We start from the raw sequence: 18459 nt of genomic DNA, 5'->3' as shown, positions 1-18459 counted from the left end.
TAGTCTGAAATAAGTTTATTGCGTTGTTTCGCTTTGGGTTTGGAAAACAAAATAAGGCCGTCTGAAGAAATGTTTCAGACGGCCTTTGTGCGCTATGCATACGATTGCGATTTATTTTGACAAAACCAATCGGGTCTACGTTTTTTGTTCAGACGGCCAAGAGCGTTGTAGGTCGGATACTCGTATCCGACATTTTCCCAGCTCCGGAAAACTTGTTCTGCGAACAAGCGTCGGATTCGAGAATCCGACCTACGCCTACTGCGTTGTTTCGCTTTAAATTCGGGAAATAAAAAGATGCCGTCTGAAAAAGAAATTTCAGACGGCCTTTGTGTATCATGCGTACGATGATGCTTTGTTTTGACAAAGAACCGTATCTACGTTTGCTGTTCAGACGGCCAGGGCCTGTGTGTCTGTGGTGAATCATATCTAAAACCAAACATTTGCGCGCGGGGAGGGCGGTTGTTTGATATAATATTGCACTTTTATTTTATAGAAGGCCGCGCCGTTTGGTGCGGCCTGTTTCTGATTATGTCTGATACGCCTTACAACACGCAGGTTAAACGCCATCTGAAAACCCGCCATTTGTCGATGATTGCCATCGGCGGCTGCATCGGCACGGGTTTGTTTATGGCCAGCGGCACCGCCATCAGCGAGGCGGGCCCCGGCGGTGCGCTTTTCGCTTATGCGGCCATCGGCCTGATGGTTTATTTTCTGATGACTTCGCTGGGCGAAATGGCCACTTATCTGCCCACATCCGGCTCGTTCAGCACTTATGCCACGCGCTTTGTCGACCCTTCATTGGGCTTTGCGCTGGGCTGGAATTATTGGTTCAACTGGGTGATCACCGTGGCTGCCGATATTTCCATTGCCGCGCTGGTGGTCACTTATTGGGAGCCGCTGCGCTTTATGGCGCCCTGGGCGTGGAGCCTGCTCTTTTTCGCCATTATTTTCCTGCTCAACACTTTATCGGTGCGCGCTTATGGCGAATCGGAATATTGGTTTGCGCTGATTAAAGTGGTGACGGTGATTGTGTTTTTGGGCGTGGGCGTGCTCACCATTTTCGGCATTTTGGGCGGCGAATACATCGGCTTGGCCAATATGACAGCCGGCGAAGCGCCTTTTTTGGGCGAGGGCGTGTCGGGCAAGTTTCTCACCATGCTGGGTGTGTTTCTGATTGCGGGCTTTTCGTTTCAGGGCACCGAGCTTATCGGCATCACCGCCGGCGAATCGGAAGACCCGGAAAAAAGCATACCCAAAGCCATCAAGCAGGTGTTTTGGCGCATTTTGATTTTCTATATTCTCGCCATTTTGGTAATCGGCCTTTTGATTCCCTATACCAGCCCGCAATTGCTGGGCGCAGATGTGAATGAAATCGCCAAATCGCCGTTTACGCTGGTGTTTGAAAAAGCCGGCTTGGCTTTTGCGGCGGCGGTGATGAATGCGGTGATTCTCACCTCGATTTTATCGGCCGGCAATTCGGGCATGTATGCTTCCACCCGTATGCTTTATGCCATGGCCAAAGATGGCTTGGCTTATCGCAGCTTTTCGCGCACCAACACCACCGGCGTGCCGGTGGTGGCGCTCTTGGCCACGGCGGTGATTGTGCTGGCGGTGTTTTTGCTGCAATTGGCGAGCGACAAAATGTATGAATATATTTTGGCCGCTTCCGGCCTCACCGGCTTTATCGCGTGGCTGGGCATTGCGGTGAGCCATTACCGTTTCCGCCGCGCTTATCTGGCGCAGGGCAAAGATCTGAATGCGCTGGTTTACCGCGCCAAATGGTTTCCCTTCGGCCCCTTGCTGGCGCTGGCATTGTGTGTGCTTGTGATTATCGGGCAAGACACCGAATTGGTGCTCAAAGGCGATTTCAGTTGGGACAGATTGGTGATTACCTATATGGGCTTGCCCGTGTTTTTGGGCTTTTATGCCTATCACAAGCTGCGCTACAAAACGCATAAAGTGCCGTTGCAGCAAGTGGATTTGCGGCAAGATTCGCATTAAAGCTGAAAGCAAACCGCTGTTGCCGGCAAATCAAAAGAGGCCGTCTGAAAAAAATTCAGACGGCCTCTTTTGTGTGTGGCGCGTTTGGCATAATGTTTTGTAAATACAACAATATAACCCGTAGGTCGGATTCTTGAATCCGACACTTGTTCGCAGAACAAGGCGCTCGCATTGCTTTGGCCGATGGCCAAACTTTTATGTTCAGACGGTTTGTTTGAGGGTTGAGGCAGATTTCATGCGTGCGATTACGCCGCCTTGGGGCGGCGTGCGTACCTACGGATTGTTGCCGGCAAATCAAAAGAGGCCGTCTGAAAAAAATTCAGACGGCCTCTTTCGTGTGTGGCGTGTTTGGCATAATGTTTTGTAAATACAACAATATAACCCGTAGGTCGGATTCTTGAATCCGACACTTGTTCGCAGAACAAGACACTCGCATTGCTTTGGCCGATGGCCAAACTTTCATGTTCAGACGGTTTGTTTGAGGGTTGAGGCAGATTTCATGCGTACGATTACGCCGCCTTTGGGCGGCGTGCGTACCTACGGATTGTTGTTGGCAAATCAAAAGAGGCCGTCTGAAAAAAATTCAGACGGCCTCTTTTGTGTGTGGCGTGTTTAGCACAATGCGTTGCAAACGCAACAATATGGTAAGGTTTGCGATAGTTTGGCGTGAAAATATTTGATTTAAATAGATAAAAGTGACAATTTGTGTCAAAATAGTGCCGATTTGGTATAGCTTGGTTTGGGTATTATCAATTCCAAAACAGGCAAAAATCAGCCTTTTCCTTGTTGCAAAAGGATTGGCACGGAAATTGCTTAATACAAGACACTTGTTTTACCGGCTGCTGCAGCGCGTTTGCGTGCCATTGGCGCCAAGGCGCATGAATGATGCCGGCCGGTGCTGCTGAAAAAACGCCTTTGCGGCGATTGAGCTTGAATAACAAATTAAGAAATGATTTCTTAAGCAAATATTATACACAGAAAAATATCTCAGCCATATTATTTACATCATATTGGAGCCATTATGAACAAAATTTATAAAACAGTTTGGAATGAAGCCAGCCAAAGCTGGGTGGCCGTTTCCGAATTAGACACTGCTCATGGAAAACGCAATGTGCGCAGCAGCACCGGCGCGGCCGGCAAAGCAGGCTTTGCATTCAATCTGGCCGGCATAGCGGCTGCCTGCATGATGGCGCTGGGTGCTTTTGTCAGCACACCGGCATCCGCCTCCAATCTTCAGTGCACCACTTCTAATGACACTGGCAATATTAATGATCCCGGCGGCAACGTGATTTGCGGCCCGGGTGCCACGGCCAACACCGGCCAAGGCGTCGCCATCGGCGGCGCAGCCAATGCTGCCGGCGATCAGGCCGTGGCCGTGGGTGCCAACACCATTGCGCAAGGCAATTCTTCTGTGGCCATCGGCGGCGATGATTTGGATAAAGTGGCCAGCAACAACCCGCCCGGCTATCAAACGCCCGGCAACAACGCCACTTACAACAATCGGAATGCCGCCAAAATCTATTCCGCGCTAACCGGCGATTATCTGGTGAACTTTGCCGACCCCACCAAGCGCTATATCCCCACTAAAGCCGGCCATGGCGCGGTGGCCTTGGGCGTGCAGGCGCTGGCCGGCGGTGAATTGTCCACCGCCTTCGGCACCCGCGCCGCCGCAAACGGCGTGGCTTCGCTGGCTTTGGGCGTGGGCGCGAATGCCAGCAAAGATGGTGCCGTGGCCTTGGGCGCCGGCAGCACCACCGCCACCAATGCCGAGGGCATTACCCAAGCCACAGTGGGCGGCGTAACCTACTCCGGCTTTGCCGGCGGCGGCAATATTGTGGCCGGCGATCAAGTGTCTATCGGCAGCGTCGGTTTTGAAAGCCAATTGAAAAATCTGGCACCCGGCGCCATCAGCGCCACCAGCACCGATGCCGTGAACGGCAGCCAGCTTTATGCCACGCAAAACGTGATCGGCAAAGCAGCAGCCAGCACCGCTAATATTTTGGGCGGCAATGCCAAAGTGGCTTCAGACGGCACCTTAACCATGAGCAATATCGGCGGCACCGGCAAAAGCAATGTCAACGATGCAATCAAAGCAGCCAACACCCAAGTGCTCAACGGCACCAATGTAAGCAGCGTGGTGAAAACAGAGGGTTCAGACGGCCAAAGTGTTTATACCGTTAATGCCGATGGCGCCAAAGTATCCGGCTCAAGTGCGGTAACGGTAACTGCGGGTGAGAAAAATGCCGACACCAATATCACCGACTATGCCGTTGATTTGTCAACCGACACCAAGGCCGATATCGCCAAAGGCGTAGCTGCGTCTAATGATATTGCTGATATTGCCGGCAAAGGCTTAACCTTCACCGGCGACAGCGGCACCACCGGCATCAAAAAACTGGGCGACAGCGTGGCCGTGAAGGGCGACAGCAACATCACCACCGCAGCCACTTCAGACGGCCTCAAAGTTGAGCTGAATAAAACCCTCACCGGCTTAACCAGCATCACTGCCGGCCCGGTAACCATCAATAGCGATGGCATCAATGCGGGCAACAAAGCCATCACCAATGTGGCCAGCGGGGGCACCACCACTACCAATGCAGCCAATATCGGCGATGTGAACACAGCCGTGAATGCCGCTAAAACGCATTTCTACAGCGTGAAATCCACCGACACAGCAGCCGGCAACTACAACAACGACGGCGCCACCGGCATCAATGCGTTGGCCGCGGGCGTGGCAGCGAAAGCGATGGGCAGCGGTGATACCGCCATCGGTTTCGGAGCCAATGCCAATGCTGGCGATGCTGTAGCCATCGGCACCAATGCCAAAGTATTAACTGGCACTTCCGGTGTGACCTCAGCAGCCCGCGGCATTGCCATCGGTTTCAACGCCAATGCACAAGTGGCCAGCTCGATTGCCATGGGTAATGGCGCCACCACCACCGGCACAACAGGCGTTGCCAATGCCATCGCTATCGGCACTGATGCCTATACTTATGGCGCCAACGGCGTGGCCATCGGCATGAATGCCGGCAAAGGCAGCACTGCCACCAGCGGCAATAATGTGACCGTGGGCGCGGATTCCGGTCAAAGAAACCAAGGCACCAATAACGTGGCCATCGGCCCGGGCTCGGGCAATGATTTGGGCGAAAATGTCCGCCAAAATATCGCTTTGGGTTCGGGCGCAGGTAATCAAATTAAATCCAGCAGCGGTTTTGCCGACTACAACATCAACGGCGGCAAGGGCTACGGCCACAATATTTCTATCGGTAACGGCTCCGGCCGTGATTCGGATGGCAATGTAAACGTGGCGATGGGGCAGCTGGCCGGTCAGGGCGTTATCGGCAATGCCAACACCGGCATCGGTATGTGGACCGGGTGGAATGCAAAAGGCGATCGCAACTCTGCTTTTGGTGCAGCATCGGGTGGCTATGTGACCGGCAACAACAACAGCAGCTTGGGTCGCGGAGCGGGCAATAATGTTATCGGCGACAACAACACCGGGCTGGGCAACCAAACAGGCAACCATATTACCGGCGCGGGCAATGTTTCTATCGGTAATGGCACCAATAATGCAACCAGCACAACGGTTAGAAACCTAGATCGCGCCGTGGCAATTGGCGACAACGCCAACACTTATGGCAATGACTCGATTGCTATGGGCTCGGGTGCCGTGGCCGGCGTGAGCGGCAGCAACACTAGCGTGATTAACGCCATCGCCCTTGGCACAGGCGCACAAGCCACCGCAGCCAATGCCATTGCTATCGGCACCGGCAATATCGTGAGCGGTGAAGGCTCCGGCGCACTGGGCGATCCGTCGCACATTTCCGGCGCAGGCACCTACACCGTCGGCAACAACAACGGCACTTCTGCCGCTCCGATTGCCGCCGATAATGCCGGTGCATTCGGCAACAGCAACCTGATGAGCGCCGATGCAGACGGCAGCCGCATTGTCGGCAACAGCAATAATGTGCAATCTGCCAACACCATGGTGATGGGCAACAACGTTACCGTAGGCGCGGGCATGGATGGCGCAGTGGTTTTGGGCGACAGCTCAACCGCCGATGCCGCCGTGGCCACCAATGAGGCTACTGTAAACAACCTGACTTACAGCGGCTTTGCCGGCAATAGCCCGGCTGCGGGCGATATTGTGTCCGTGGGTGCCGCAGGCAGCGAGCGTCAAATCAAAAACGTGGCCGCCGGCCAAATCAGCGAGAGCAGCACCGATGCGATTAACGGCAGCCAGCTTTATGCCACACAAAACGTAATCGGCAATGTGGCCGCCAGCACCGCTAATATCTTGGGCGGCGATGCCAAAGTGGCTTCAGACGGCAGCTTGAGCATGAGCGATGTGGGCGGCACCGGCAAAGCCACCGTGCATGAAGCCATCGAATATGCCGCACAAGGCTGGAATGTGACGGCAAACGGCAACGGCAGCACCAAAGTGGCACCGGGCAGCACCGTTGATTTTGTTAACGGCACCGGCACCACCGCTAAGCTGGATACCAGCGGCGCCAACCCGCAAGTGAGCTACTCGGTTAACACTTCCACGCTTACCACCGCTTCAGACGGCACCGTCAGCGCCGGCACGGCAGGCAATAACTTTGCCACCGCCGAGAGCGTGGCCGATGCCATCAACAGCGCCCAAAAAACCACCACCGTTGCCGCAGGCACCAATATTGCCGGTGTGAGCAACACCAGCGACGGCAAAAACACCACTTACACCGTGAATGCCGATGGCGCAAGTGTGTCCGGCACAGATGCGGTAAAAGTAACGGCGGGCGCGAAAGATGCCACCAGCAACATCACTGACTATGCTGTTGATTTGTCTGATAAAACTAAAGAAGATATCGCCAAAGGCGTTACCGCGTCTGACGATATTGCCGACAAAGGCATCACCTTCACCGGCGACAACGGCTCCACCGATGCGAAAAAACTGGGCGAAAGCGTGGCCATAACAGGTGACAACAACATCACCACCACGGCAAGTTCAGACGGCCTCAAAGTTGAGCTGAGTAAAAACCTCACCGGCTTAACCAGCATCAGCGCCGGCCCGGTAACCATCAATGCTGAGGGCATCAATGCGGGCGGCAAACCCATCACCAATGTGGCCAGCGGCGGCAACGTGACGACCAATGCCGCCAATATCGGCGATGTAAACACCGCTGTGAATGCCGCGAAAACGCATTTCTACAGCGTGAAATCCACCGACACAACAGCCGGCAACTACAACAACGACGGCGCCAGCGGCGCCAACGCGCTGGCCGCCGGCGTGGCGGCGAAAGCAGCCGGTGCCAATGCAGTTGCCGTGGGCAACACGGCCAACGCCACAGTAGCAGGCTCGTTGGCCTTGGGTGACCGCGCCAGCACCGGTGCCAGTATCGGCTCAGTTTTGCAAAATGCGCCCGGTGTGCCTACCAATATTGTGAATAACAATTCCACGCCCGGCCTGGGTGCCATTGCCATCGGCCAACAAGCCATTGCTTTGGGCAACCACACCACAGCCATCGGCACGCGAGCGGGTGAAGGTGCCAAGGGCTCTGAAAATATTATGATTGGCCGCCAGGCCGGCCAGAATACTGAAACCGGCAACAATATCTTTATGGGCATTATGTCGGGCAGCGGCTTGGCCGCCGACCCCAATGGCAACACCGGAGCGCCTTATCTGCGCGGCCATAACGTGGCCATCGGTATGCAGGCGCTGGATGCCGGCAGTGCGACTGAAGCGGGCTATGGCGAAAACAACACCGCTGTGGGCTTGCGCGCCGGCCGTTGGCAGCAGGGCAGCAGCAATACCCATATGGGCTCATTTGCCGGCACCGGCCAGCATGGCAATTACAACGTGAACAGCGGTTATTTTGCCGGCTCATATCAAACCGGCGAGAAAAATGTCAATATCGGCATCAATGCCGGCTCAGGCAGCAGCATGACCGACCGCATCACCGCCACTCAAACGGTGAATATCGGTGATCACGCTAAATCTAAACAAAGCAGTGCGGTGGCTATCGGCCTTAATGCACTCACAGATGGTACAAGTGCGGTGGCTATCGGCCATGGCGCACAAGCCACCGCAGCCAATGCCATTGCCATCGGCACCGGTAATATCGTGAGCGGTGAAGGCTCCGGCGCATTGGGCGACCCGTCGCACATTTCCGGCGCAGGCACCTACACCATCGGCAACAACAACGGCACTTCTGCCGCGCCGATTGCCGCCGATAACGCCGGCGCATTCGGCAACAGCAACCTGATGAGCGCCGATGCAGACGGTAGCCGCATTGTCGGCAACAGCAATAATGTGCAATCTGCCAACACCATGGTGATGGGCAATAACGTCACCGTAGGCGCGGGCATGGATGGCGCAGTGGTTTTGGGCGACAGCTCAACCGCCGATGCCGCCGTGGCCACCAATGAGGCTACTGTAAACAACCTGACTTACAGCGGCTTTGCCGGCAATAGCCCGGCTGCGGGCGATATTGTGTCCGTGGGTGCCGCAGGCAGCGAGCGTCAAATCAAAAACGTGGCCGCCGGCCAAATCAGCGAGAGCAGCACCGATGCGATTAACGGCAGCCAGCTTTATGCCACACAAAACGTAATCGGCAATGTGGCCGCCAGCACCGCTAATATCTTGGGCGGCGATGCCAAAGTGGCTTCAGACGGCAGCTTGAGCATGAGCGATGTGGGCGGCACCGGCAAAGCCACCGTGCATGAAGCCATCGAATATGCCGCACAAGGCTGGAATGTGACGGCAAACGGCAACGGCAGCACCAAAGTGGCACCGGGCAGCACCGTTGATTTTGTTAACGGCACCGGCACCACCGCTAAGCTGGATACCAGCGGCGCCAACCCGCAAGTGAGCTACTCGGTTAACACTTCCACGCTTACCACCGCTTCAGACGGCACCGTCAGCGCCGGCACGGCAGGCAATAACTTTGCCACCGCCGAGAGCGTGGCCGATGCCATCAACAGCGCCCAAAAAACCACCACCGTTGCCGCAGGCACCAATATTGCCGGTGTGAGCAGCAACAGCGACGGCAAAAACACCACTTACACCGTGAATGCCGATGGCGCAAGTGTGTCCGGCACGGATGCGGTAAAAGTAACGGCGGGCGCGAAAGATGCCACCAGCAACATCACTGACTATGCTGTTGATTTGTCTGATAAGACTAAAGAAGATATCGCCAAAGGCGTTACCGCGTCTGACGATATCGCCAACAAAGGCTTGACCTTTACCGGCGACAACAGCTCTACCACCGATGCGAAAAAACTGGGCGATACCTTGGCGGTGAAGGGCGATAACAACATCACCACCACCGCCGGTTCAGACGGCCTCAAAGTCGAGCTGAATAAAACCCTCACCGGCTTAACCAGCATCAGCGCCGGCCCGGTAACCATCAATGCTGACGGCATCAATGCGGGCAGCAAACCCATCACCAACGTGGCCAGCGGCGGCAGCACGCCCACCAATGCGGCCAATATCGGTGATGTGAAGAGCGCTGTGGATGCAGCGAAAACGCATTATTACAGTGTAAATGACAATGGCGTACAGGGCGACAACTACAACAACGACGGTGCCACCGGCATCAATGCACTGGCCGCCGGTGCGGACGCATCCGCCCGAGGGGAAGGCTCTGTTGCAATCGGTTATGCCGCTGTGGCCAAAGATGATGCCTCAATTGCATTAGGCAGTGGCGCATCGGCCAATTCAAACGATATCGCTATAGGTGCCGGCACAGGTGTGGATTCCTCAGGCAATGAAAATACCTGGATTGGCAATGGAGCAGGCAATTCGGCTGGCGGTACTTTCAATATGGCGCTGGGCAATGCGGCAGGCAATAGTTTGACAGGGTCATACAATGTGGCGTTTGGTGTAGAGAGTGGAACGGAGATGTCCGGTGCCGGTAATATGGCATTGGGCTTGCAGTCGGGCCAGAATATTGCCGGTAACGACAATGTCGCCTTGGGTCGTGCCGCTGGGACATTGGTGAATGGTAATAATAATATTGCTATCGGCCGTCAAGCCGGCACCGAAGTGGTGTTGTCCGATGATGCGGAATCGATGATATGGTCAAGCGTTCCTCAAGACAAAATCGCATTTAATGATGCTGTCAGCATCGGCTCAAATGCGCAAGCCCGCCAAGATGATGCCGTGGCGATGGGCACAGATTCTCTGGCCTCAGGTGCGGCCGCCGTTGCCATGGGCAAAGGCGCAAAAGCCACACAGGCCAAATCGGTTGCGTTAGGTGAGGGCAGCACAACCGCCACCAATGCCACCGCTGAAACCACGGCCACAGTTAACGGCATCACCTATGGCGGCTTTGCTGCCCAGGCGGCAGAGGGCGGCATGCAGCTGTCTGTGGGTGCCGCAGGTGCCGAGCGCCAAATTAAAAACGTGGCCGCCGGCCAAATCAGCGAGAGCAGCACCGATGCGATTAACGGCAGCCAGCTTTATGCCACGCAAAACGTGATTGGTAATGTGGCAAACAGCACCGCTGCCATTCTGGGCGGCAATGCTAAAGTAGATTCAGACGGCATCTTAACCATGAGCGATGTTGGAGGCACCGGCAAAAACAATGTCAACGACGCGATTAAAGCGGCCAACACTCAAGTGGCTGCCGGCACCAATGTGGCTAACGTAGAGAAAGCAGAAGGTTCAGACGGCCAAAGCGTTTACACCGTCAATGCCAAAGGCACCACCGCGTCAGCCGGTTCGACCGCAGTAACGGTGAGCGGAGCCGACAAAGGCAGCAACGTTACCGACTATGCAATCGACCTGTCGCAAGCCACCAAAGATTCATTGGTTAAAGCCGATAATGCCGTTCAATACGACAACGCAGGCAAAACCAGCGTAACTTTAGGCGGCACAGGTAGCACCACGCCGGTGGCATTAACCAACCTGAAGGATGGCAATGTGGCCGCAGGCAGCAGCGATGCGGTGACGGGCAACCAATTGTTTGCAGTACAAGACAATTTGGACAAGGCCACCTTCGGCCTGACCGCCCAAGACGGCACTAGCGTGACAAAAACCCTGAACAACACCATTGAAGTGGTGGGCGGCGCAACAGCCGAGGCCTCATCTTCCAATGTGAAAACAGTGGTCAACAACGGCAAGATTGAAGTGCAAATTGTCGACGCACCGACTTTTGCCGGCACAGTCACCTCGAATACCGGCTTCCAAGTTGCCGGCGGCCCGGGCATGACCAAAGACGGCATTGATGCAGGCAGCAAACCCATCACCAATGTAGCCAGCGGCGGCGACACCGCCACCAATGCAGCGAATATCGGCGATGTGCAAAAAGCGGCAGCGGCGTCTAAAACCACCGTTACCCAAGGTGACAACATCGTTGTTACGCCGACCAACAACATCGATGGCAGCACCAGCTATGAAGTGGCCACTGCCAAAGACGTTAACTTTGACAAAACCACCGTAGGCAGCGTGGTAACTGATGGCACCACCAACAAAATCAGTGGTTTGGCTGAGGGTGAGCTTGCCGCAAACAGCACCGATGCGGTAACAGGCAGCCAGCTGTATGCCACCAACCAAAATGTGGCAACCAACGCCGGTAATATTGCCACCAATGCCGCCGCCATCGCCAAAGGCATCAAGTTTGGCGACGGCAGCACCAGCACGCAATATGCGTTGGGCGACACCATCAACGTGAAAGGTGACGGCAACATCACCAGCACCACCACGGCAGACGGCGTACAGCTCGGCTTGGGCAACAGCATCAGCATCGGCAGCACCAATCCGGTGCGCATCGACGGCAACGCCGGCACCATCGGCGGGCTGAGCAACACCGCTTTCGACCCGAATAGCATTGTTAGCGGCCAGGCCGCCACCGAAGACCAGCTCAAAGCCGTCAGCGATGTGGCCAACACCGGCTGGAATCTGCAAGCCAACGCCGACTCAGCCAGCAAAGTGGCACCGGGCGACACCGTTCAGTTTATCAATGGCGACAACATTGAGATTACCCGCAACGGTAACGACATCACCGTTGCCACAGCCAAAGCGCTGACGGTAGACAGCATCACCGCCGGCGGCAACAAGCTCGATAGCACCGGCTTAACCATAGCCAACGGCCCGAGCGTGACCGCAGGCGGCATCAATGCGGGCAGCAAACCCATCACCGATGTAGCCAGCGGCGGCGACACCGCCACCAACGCAGCCAATATCGGTGATGTGCAAAAAGCCGCTGCGGGCGCGAAAACCGAGGTGAAAGCGGGCACTAACGTGACCAGCGTGGCAGAGAGCAAAGGTTCAGGCGGCCAAAGCATTTACACCGTGAATGCCGATGGTGCAAGTGTATCCGGCTCGGATGCGGTGAAAGTAACCGCAGGCGCGAAAGATGCCACCAGCAACATCACCGACTATGCTGTTGATTTGTCTGATAAGACTAAAGCCGATATAACCAAAGGCGTTACCGCGTCTGAAGATATTGCCAACAAAGGCATCACCTTCACCGGCGACAATAGCACCACCACCGATGAGAAAAAGCTGGGCGACACCTTGGCGCTGAAAGGTGATAACAACATCACCACCACCGCCGGTTCAGACGGCCTTGGCATTGCGTTGAACAAAAACCTAGTTGTCGACAGCATCAGCGCCGGCGACAGCAAGCTCGACACCGATGGTTTAACCATCACCGGCGGCCCGAGCTTCACCAAAACCGGTATCAATGCAGCCGGCAACAAAATCACCAATCTTGCCAACGGCACCGATGCCGGCGATGCAGTGAATGCCAGCCAGCTCAATGCGCTGGGCAGCAGCACCGCATCATCTTTGGGCGGCACGTCCAGCTATGACGCAGCCACCAACAGCGTGACCGCCGGGCTGAAAGTGGGCAGCAACACCTACAGCAGTGTGCAAGATGCACTCAACAGCATCGACGGCGTGGCTAACAGCGGCTGGAATTTAACCACCACCGCTTCGGGCGGCAGCGTGAGCGGCAGCAAAACGCAAGAAATCCACCCGAGCGACACGGTAACCATTGATGCCGGTAAAAACATTGCCATCACCCAAAACGACGGCACCATCAGCATCGCCACCAGCGACATGCCGGAATTCACCAGCGTTACCGTGGGCGAAGCAGGTAACAACACCGTGTTGAGCAGCGGCGCAAACGGGTTGGATGTGGGCGGCGATAAAGTGACCAACCTTGCCGATGGCACGATTGCAGCCGGCAGCACCGATGCGGTAACAGGCAGCCAGCTGTATGCCACCAACCAAAATGTCGCAACCAACGCCGGCAATATTGCCACCAACACCGCCGCCATCGCCAAAGGCATCAAGTTCGGCGACGGCAGCACCAGCACGCAATATGCGTTGGGCGACACCATCAACGTGAAAGGTGACGGCAACATCACCAGCACCACCACGGCAGACGGCGTGCAGCTCGGCTTGGGCAACAGCATCAGCATCGGCAGCACCAATCCGGTGCGCATCAACGGCAACGCCGGCACCATTGGCGGGCTGACCAACACCGCTTTCGACCCGAATAGCATTGTTAGCGGCCAGGCCGCCACCGAAGACCAACTCAAAGCGGTTAGCACCGTGGCCAACACCGGCTGGAATATTCAGGCCAATGGCGACACAGCCGACAAAGTGGCACCGGGCGACACGGTTCAGTTTATCAATGGCGACAACATTGAGATTACCCGCAACGGTAACGACATCACCGTTGCCACAGCCAAAGCGCTGACGGTAGACAGCATCACCGCCGGCGGCAACAAGCTCGATAGCACCGGCTTGACCATAGCCAACGGCCCGAGCGTGACCGCAGGCGGCATCAATGCGGGCAGCAAACCCATCACCAACGTAGCCAGCGGCGGCGACACGCTCACCAACGCAGCTAATATCGGTGATGTGCAAAAAGCCGCTGCGGGTGCGAAAACCGAGGTGAAAGCGGGCACTAACGTGACCAGCGTGGCAGAGAGCAAAGGTTCAGACGGCCAAAGCATTTACACCGTGAATGCCGATGGTGCAAGTGTATCCGGCTCCGATGCGGTGAAAGTAACCGCAGGCGCGAAAGATGCCACCAGCAACATCACCGACTATGCTGTTGATTTGTCTGATAAGACTAAAGCCGATATAACCAAAGGCGTTACCGCGTCTGAAGATATTGCCAACAAAGGCATCACCTTCACCGGCGACAACAGCACCACCACCGATGCGAAAAAGCTGGGCGACACCTTGGCGGTGAAAGGTGATAACAACATCACCACCACCGCCGGTTCAGACGGCCTTGGCATTGCGTTGAATAAAAACCTGGTTGTCGACAGCATCAGCGCCGGCGACAGCAAGCTCGACACCGATGGTTTAACCATCACCGGCGGCCCGAGCTTCACCAAAACCGGTATCAATGCAGCCGGCAACAAAATCACCAACGTGGCTGCAGGCAGCGTGGGCGCAAGCTCGACCGATGCTGTCAACGGCAGCCAGCTGTATGGCGTAGCCGACTCGGTGAAAACTGTGTTGGGCGGCAATGCAGCGGTGGGCAACGATGGCAGCTTGAGCATGAGCGACATCGGCGGCACCGGTGAAAATAACATCAACGATGCGATTAAAACCGTTGCCGGCACGGCAGCCAAGCACAACACCGTGGTGGCGGGCGACAATATTGAGGTCACCTCAGGCGTCAATGCGGCCGGCGGCATCGAATACAAAGTGGCCACTGCTAAAGATGTAAGCTTTGACACCGTGAAGGTGGGAGATGTGAAAATTGACGGCGCCACCAACAAAATCAGCGGTTTGGCAGCGGGCGACATCGGCGCTGGCAGCACCGATGCGGTGAACGGCAGCCAGTTGTTTGCGCAAGGTGAAGGCGTGAAGAACATTATCGGCGGCAACACCGCCTATGATCCGAGCACCGGTGTTTACACCAACGCCGACATTGGTGGCACCGGCAAAGGCAACATCAACGACGCGATTAAAGCGGCGAACGATCAAGCCAACAAGCCGCTCACCTTTGCGGGCGACAGCGGTACGTCGGTTAACCGCAAACTGGGCGAAACCGTTAACGTGAAAGGCGGCAATACCGGCAATCTGACCGAGGGCAATATCGGCGTGGTAGCAGGCACCGATACGTTGACGGTGAAACTGGCCGAAACCATTGATTTGGGCAGCAACGGCAGCATTGCGATGGGCAACACCAAAGTGAACAGCGATGGTTTGACCATCACCGGCGGCCCGAGCATGACCGGCGGCGGCATTGATGCCGGCGGCAAAGCCATCACCAATGTAGCCAGCGGCGGCACTACTGCCACCAACGCAGCCAATATCGGTGATGTGCAAAAAGCCGCTGCGGGTGCAAAAACCGAGGTGAAAGAAGGCGAAAACATCAAGGTGAGCAGCACCACCGGTGCCGATGGCCAAACCATCTACACCGTGGCCACGGCCAAAGATGTCAGCTTTAACACTGTGAATGTGGGTGGCGTGAAAATCGACAGCACCACCAACAAAATCAGCGGCTTGACCGGCGGCAATATTGCGGCCGGCAGCACTGAAGCGGTGAACGGCGGCCAAATCAAAACCATTGCCGATGCCAACCAAGCCATTTTGGGTGGCAACAGCAAGGTGAATGCAGACGGCACCACCACCATGAGCAACATTGGCGGCACCGGTAAAGACAATATCAATGACGCGATTGCCGCGGCCAACACCGCCGCCACCCAAGCGAAGAGCACGGTGAGCGCGGGCGACAATATTGTGGTTACCCCGAGCACCAATGCCGATGGCAGCACCCATTATCAAGTGGCCACAGCCAAAGACCTGAAGGCCGACAGCCTCACCACCGGCAACACCGTGGTGAACAGCGACGGCATCACCATTGGCAACGGCGCAGCAGGCAGCAATGTGAGCCTGAGCAAAGACGGCTTGAATAATGGCGGCAACACCATCACCAATGTGGCCGACGGCGTGAATGCCACCGATGCGGTAAACAAAGGCCAGCTGGATAGCGCCATCGCTTCGGTGAACACCGATGTGACCAACATCACCAATAATGTGAGCAACATCAATCAGATTATTGGCGGCGATAATTATGTGAACCAAGACGGCAGCTTAACGCCGGAAGGCCAACTGGCGCTGAAAACCTATAACGTTCAAGGGCAAACTGAATATGTTCACAATTCGGTGATTTCCGCCATTAAAAACATGAACGAGCAAGGCATTAAGTTCTTCCACACCAATGACGGCCAAGCATTCACCGCCGACACCAGCAACACGGAAGACTCCAGCGCCGGCGGCAGCTTCTCTACCGCCATCGGTTATCAGGCATCCACCAGCGGCGAAGCGGCCAATGGTGTGGCCATCGGCAACCAAAGCAAGGTGAGCGCCGCCAATGGCGTGGCCATCGGCAGCAAAGCCACAGCCGGCGGCACCAATGCCATCGCAATCGGCTCCGGTGCTGAAGCCACGGGCAGCAACAGCATCAGCATCGGCACCGGCAACAAGGTATCCGGCAATAATTCCGGCGCCTTTGGCGACCCGAGCACCATCAGCGGCAACAACAGCTATGTGGTGGGCAACGACAACACCGTGGCCACCGACAACAGCTTTGTGATCGGCAACAATGTGAAAACAACCGCCGCCAATTCGGTGAACTTGGGCAGCGAATCGGCAGCCATCACCGCACGCACCGATCAAACCGCCGGCACCACCGAATATGCCTCCACCACCATCAACGGCAAAACCTACAATTTTGCCGGCGCCACCCCGACAGGTGTGGTGAGCGTGGGCGATGTGGGCAGTGAACGGCGCGTGCAAAATGTGGCGGCCGGCCTGATTGGTGAGAAGAGCACCGATGCCATCAACGGAAGCCAGCTCTATGCCACCAATAAAGCGGTGGAAGCGCTGCAAACCGGCGGCGCGGGCATTGTGCAGTATTCCAATGCCGACAGCCCCACCACGCCCAACGGCGGCACAGCCAGCAATGATGTTACCCTCGTGGGCGCCGACCAAAACGCGCCCGTGGTGATCCACAACGTGGGCGCAGGCGTGCACGGCACCGATGCGGTGAATGTCAACCAGCTGCAAACCTTGGGCAACCAGCTCAACAGCCGCATCGACGGCATTGAAAACAATGCCAACGCCGGCACCGCAGCAGCCATGGCCGTGGCCGGCTTGCCGCAGGCTTATCTGCCCGGCAAGAGCATGATGGCCGTGGCCGGCAGTACCTATCGCGGCGAGGGCGGCTATGCCATCGGCTTCTCCAGCATCTCCGATGGCGGCAACTGGGTGATTAAAGGTACTGCTTCGGGCAACTCGCGCGGTCATTACGGCGCCACCGCAGGTGTAGGCTATCAGTGGTAATCGTGCTTTCAGACGGCCTGTGTCAACAGGCCGTCTGAACCCCATATTAAGGAATACGCAATGAAAGTAAATCAAATGATCAAAACCGCTTTTCCCTTGCTGGCCGTGGCTTTGTTGGCCGCTTGTGCCACCAAAAGCAACGTAAAGGCCAACGGCACCACCGATGAGCCGGTGTGGCCCAAACCTTATTCCGTTACCTTCGATAAACATCGCGGCACCTTCCCCACGCAAGCCGAATTGGCCGCGATTGAGGCGGGCATGACCAAAGACGAGCTCTATAAGCTGATCGGCCGCCCGCATTATGATGAAGGCATGTTTAACGTGCGCGAATGGGATTATCTGTTTCACTTCCGCACACCGGGGCAGGGCACCGACAACATCACCACCTGCCAATACAAAGTGATTTTCGACAAGCATAAATTCGCCCGCAGCTTCCATTGGCGCGCCGTAGACCCGGCCGAAGCCGCCTGCCCGCCCGCCGCAGCAGAAGCCCGCCGCTACACCTTGTCTGCCGATGCCTTGTTTGCCTTCGATAAAGGCGATGCTGCGAGCATGAATGCCAAAGGCCGCGCCGAGCTGGATGATTTGGCCGGTAAGCTCAAATCGTTTGACCGCCTGCAAAGCATCCGCGTTACCGGCTACACCGATTATTTGGGCAGCGACAGCTATAATCTGGCCTTGTCGCAGCAGCGCGCCGACACCGTGCGCCAATACCTAATCGCGCAAGGCATCGCGGCCGGCCTGATCCAGGCACACGGCGCAGGCAAGCAGCAGCCGGTGAAAGAGTGCGCGCACACAGGCAGCCGCGAAGCGCTGATTGCCTGCCTGCAACCCAACCGCCGTGTGGAAATCGAAGTCAACGGCTCGGCACCTGTCCAACCTTGATGCAGGCCGTCTGAAAGCCTTCCGCGAAATGCGGAAGGCTTTTTTGCAGCAGCTTGCCGCCCTTTTTGTCGCTCCTGCGCAGGCAGGAGCCTAGTCTGAAGCACAGCTTCAGTTATACCAATCCAAAAAAATAACCTATAGATTCGGCAATTAAATATTGAAATTTCAACATTAATCCCCATTTCTCCCCAATGGAAAAAGAAGACGGAAGAAAACTTGCAGCCGAAGCCCAATTCGAACGGCGCAAGCAAGCAGTCAGACTGCACAAA

General features: G+C 56.2%; 3 protein-coding genes and 1 pseudogene. All 4 read left to right on the top strand.

Annotation, left to right across the window (positions count from 1 at the left end):
- The first annotated feature begins 528 nt into the window (after positions 1–528).
- The 4 genes and pseudogenes from EV680_RS09010 to EV680_RS12140 all read left to right on the top strand — a co-directional run bounded on the left by EV680_RS09010 (position 529) and on the right by EV680_RS12140 (position 18190).
- Entirely contained in the window at positions 529–2001 is a 1473-nt protein-coding gene (locus EV680_RS09010; protein WP_132954413.1) for an amino acid permease, read from the top strand.
- Between the two features lie 1021 nt (positions 2002–3022).
- Positions 3023–17305 carry an ESPR-type extended signal peptide-containing protein gene (locus EV680_RS09005; RefSeq protein WP_132954412.1) on the top strand — a complete coding sequence of 4761 codons (14283 nt, stop codon included), beginning with the start codon at positions 3023–3025 and terminating at the stop codon, positions 17303–17305.
- Between the two features lie 60 nt (positions 17306–17365).
- Positions 17366–17797 (top strand): annotated as a pseudogene (locus tag EV680_RS12145) (outer membrane protein assembly factor BamE); the annotation flags it as partial.
- A gap of 60 nt (positions 17798–17857) precedes the next feature.
- Positions 17858–18190, top strand: a complete 333-nt coding sequence (locus tag EV680_RS12140; RefSeq protein ID WP_243650381.1) for an OmpA family protein — start codon at positions 17858–17860, stop codon at positions 18188–18190.
- Positions 18191–18459: the final 269 nt, after the last annotated feature.

The organism is Uruburuella suis (assembly GCF_004341385.1).
Lineage (GTDB): Bacteria > Pseudomonadota > Gammaproteobacteria > Burkholderiales > Neisseriaceae > Neisseria > Neisseria suis.
Note: the sequence above shows the minus strand (reverse complement) of the source record. Positions and strands in the feature narration are given on the sequence as shown.

Bases quoted from the DNA above. Each gene is read 5' to 3' on its own strand.
- EV680_RS09010 (WP_132954413.1), top strand. From the start codon at position 529: ATGTCTGATACGCCTTACAACACGCAGGTTAAACGCCATCTGAAAACC.
- EV680_RS09005 (WP_132954412.1), top strand. From the start codon at position 3,023: ATGAACAAAATTTATAAAACAGTTTGGAATGAAGCCAGCCAAAGCTGG.
- EV680_RS12140 (WP_243650381.1), top strand. From the start codon at position 17,858: ATGAATGCCAAAGGCCGCGCCGAGCTGGATGATTTGGCCGGTAAGCTC.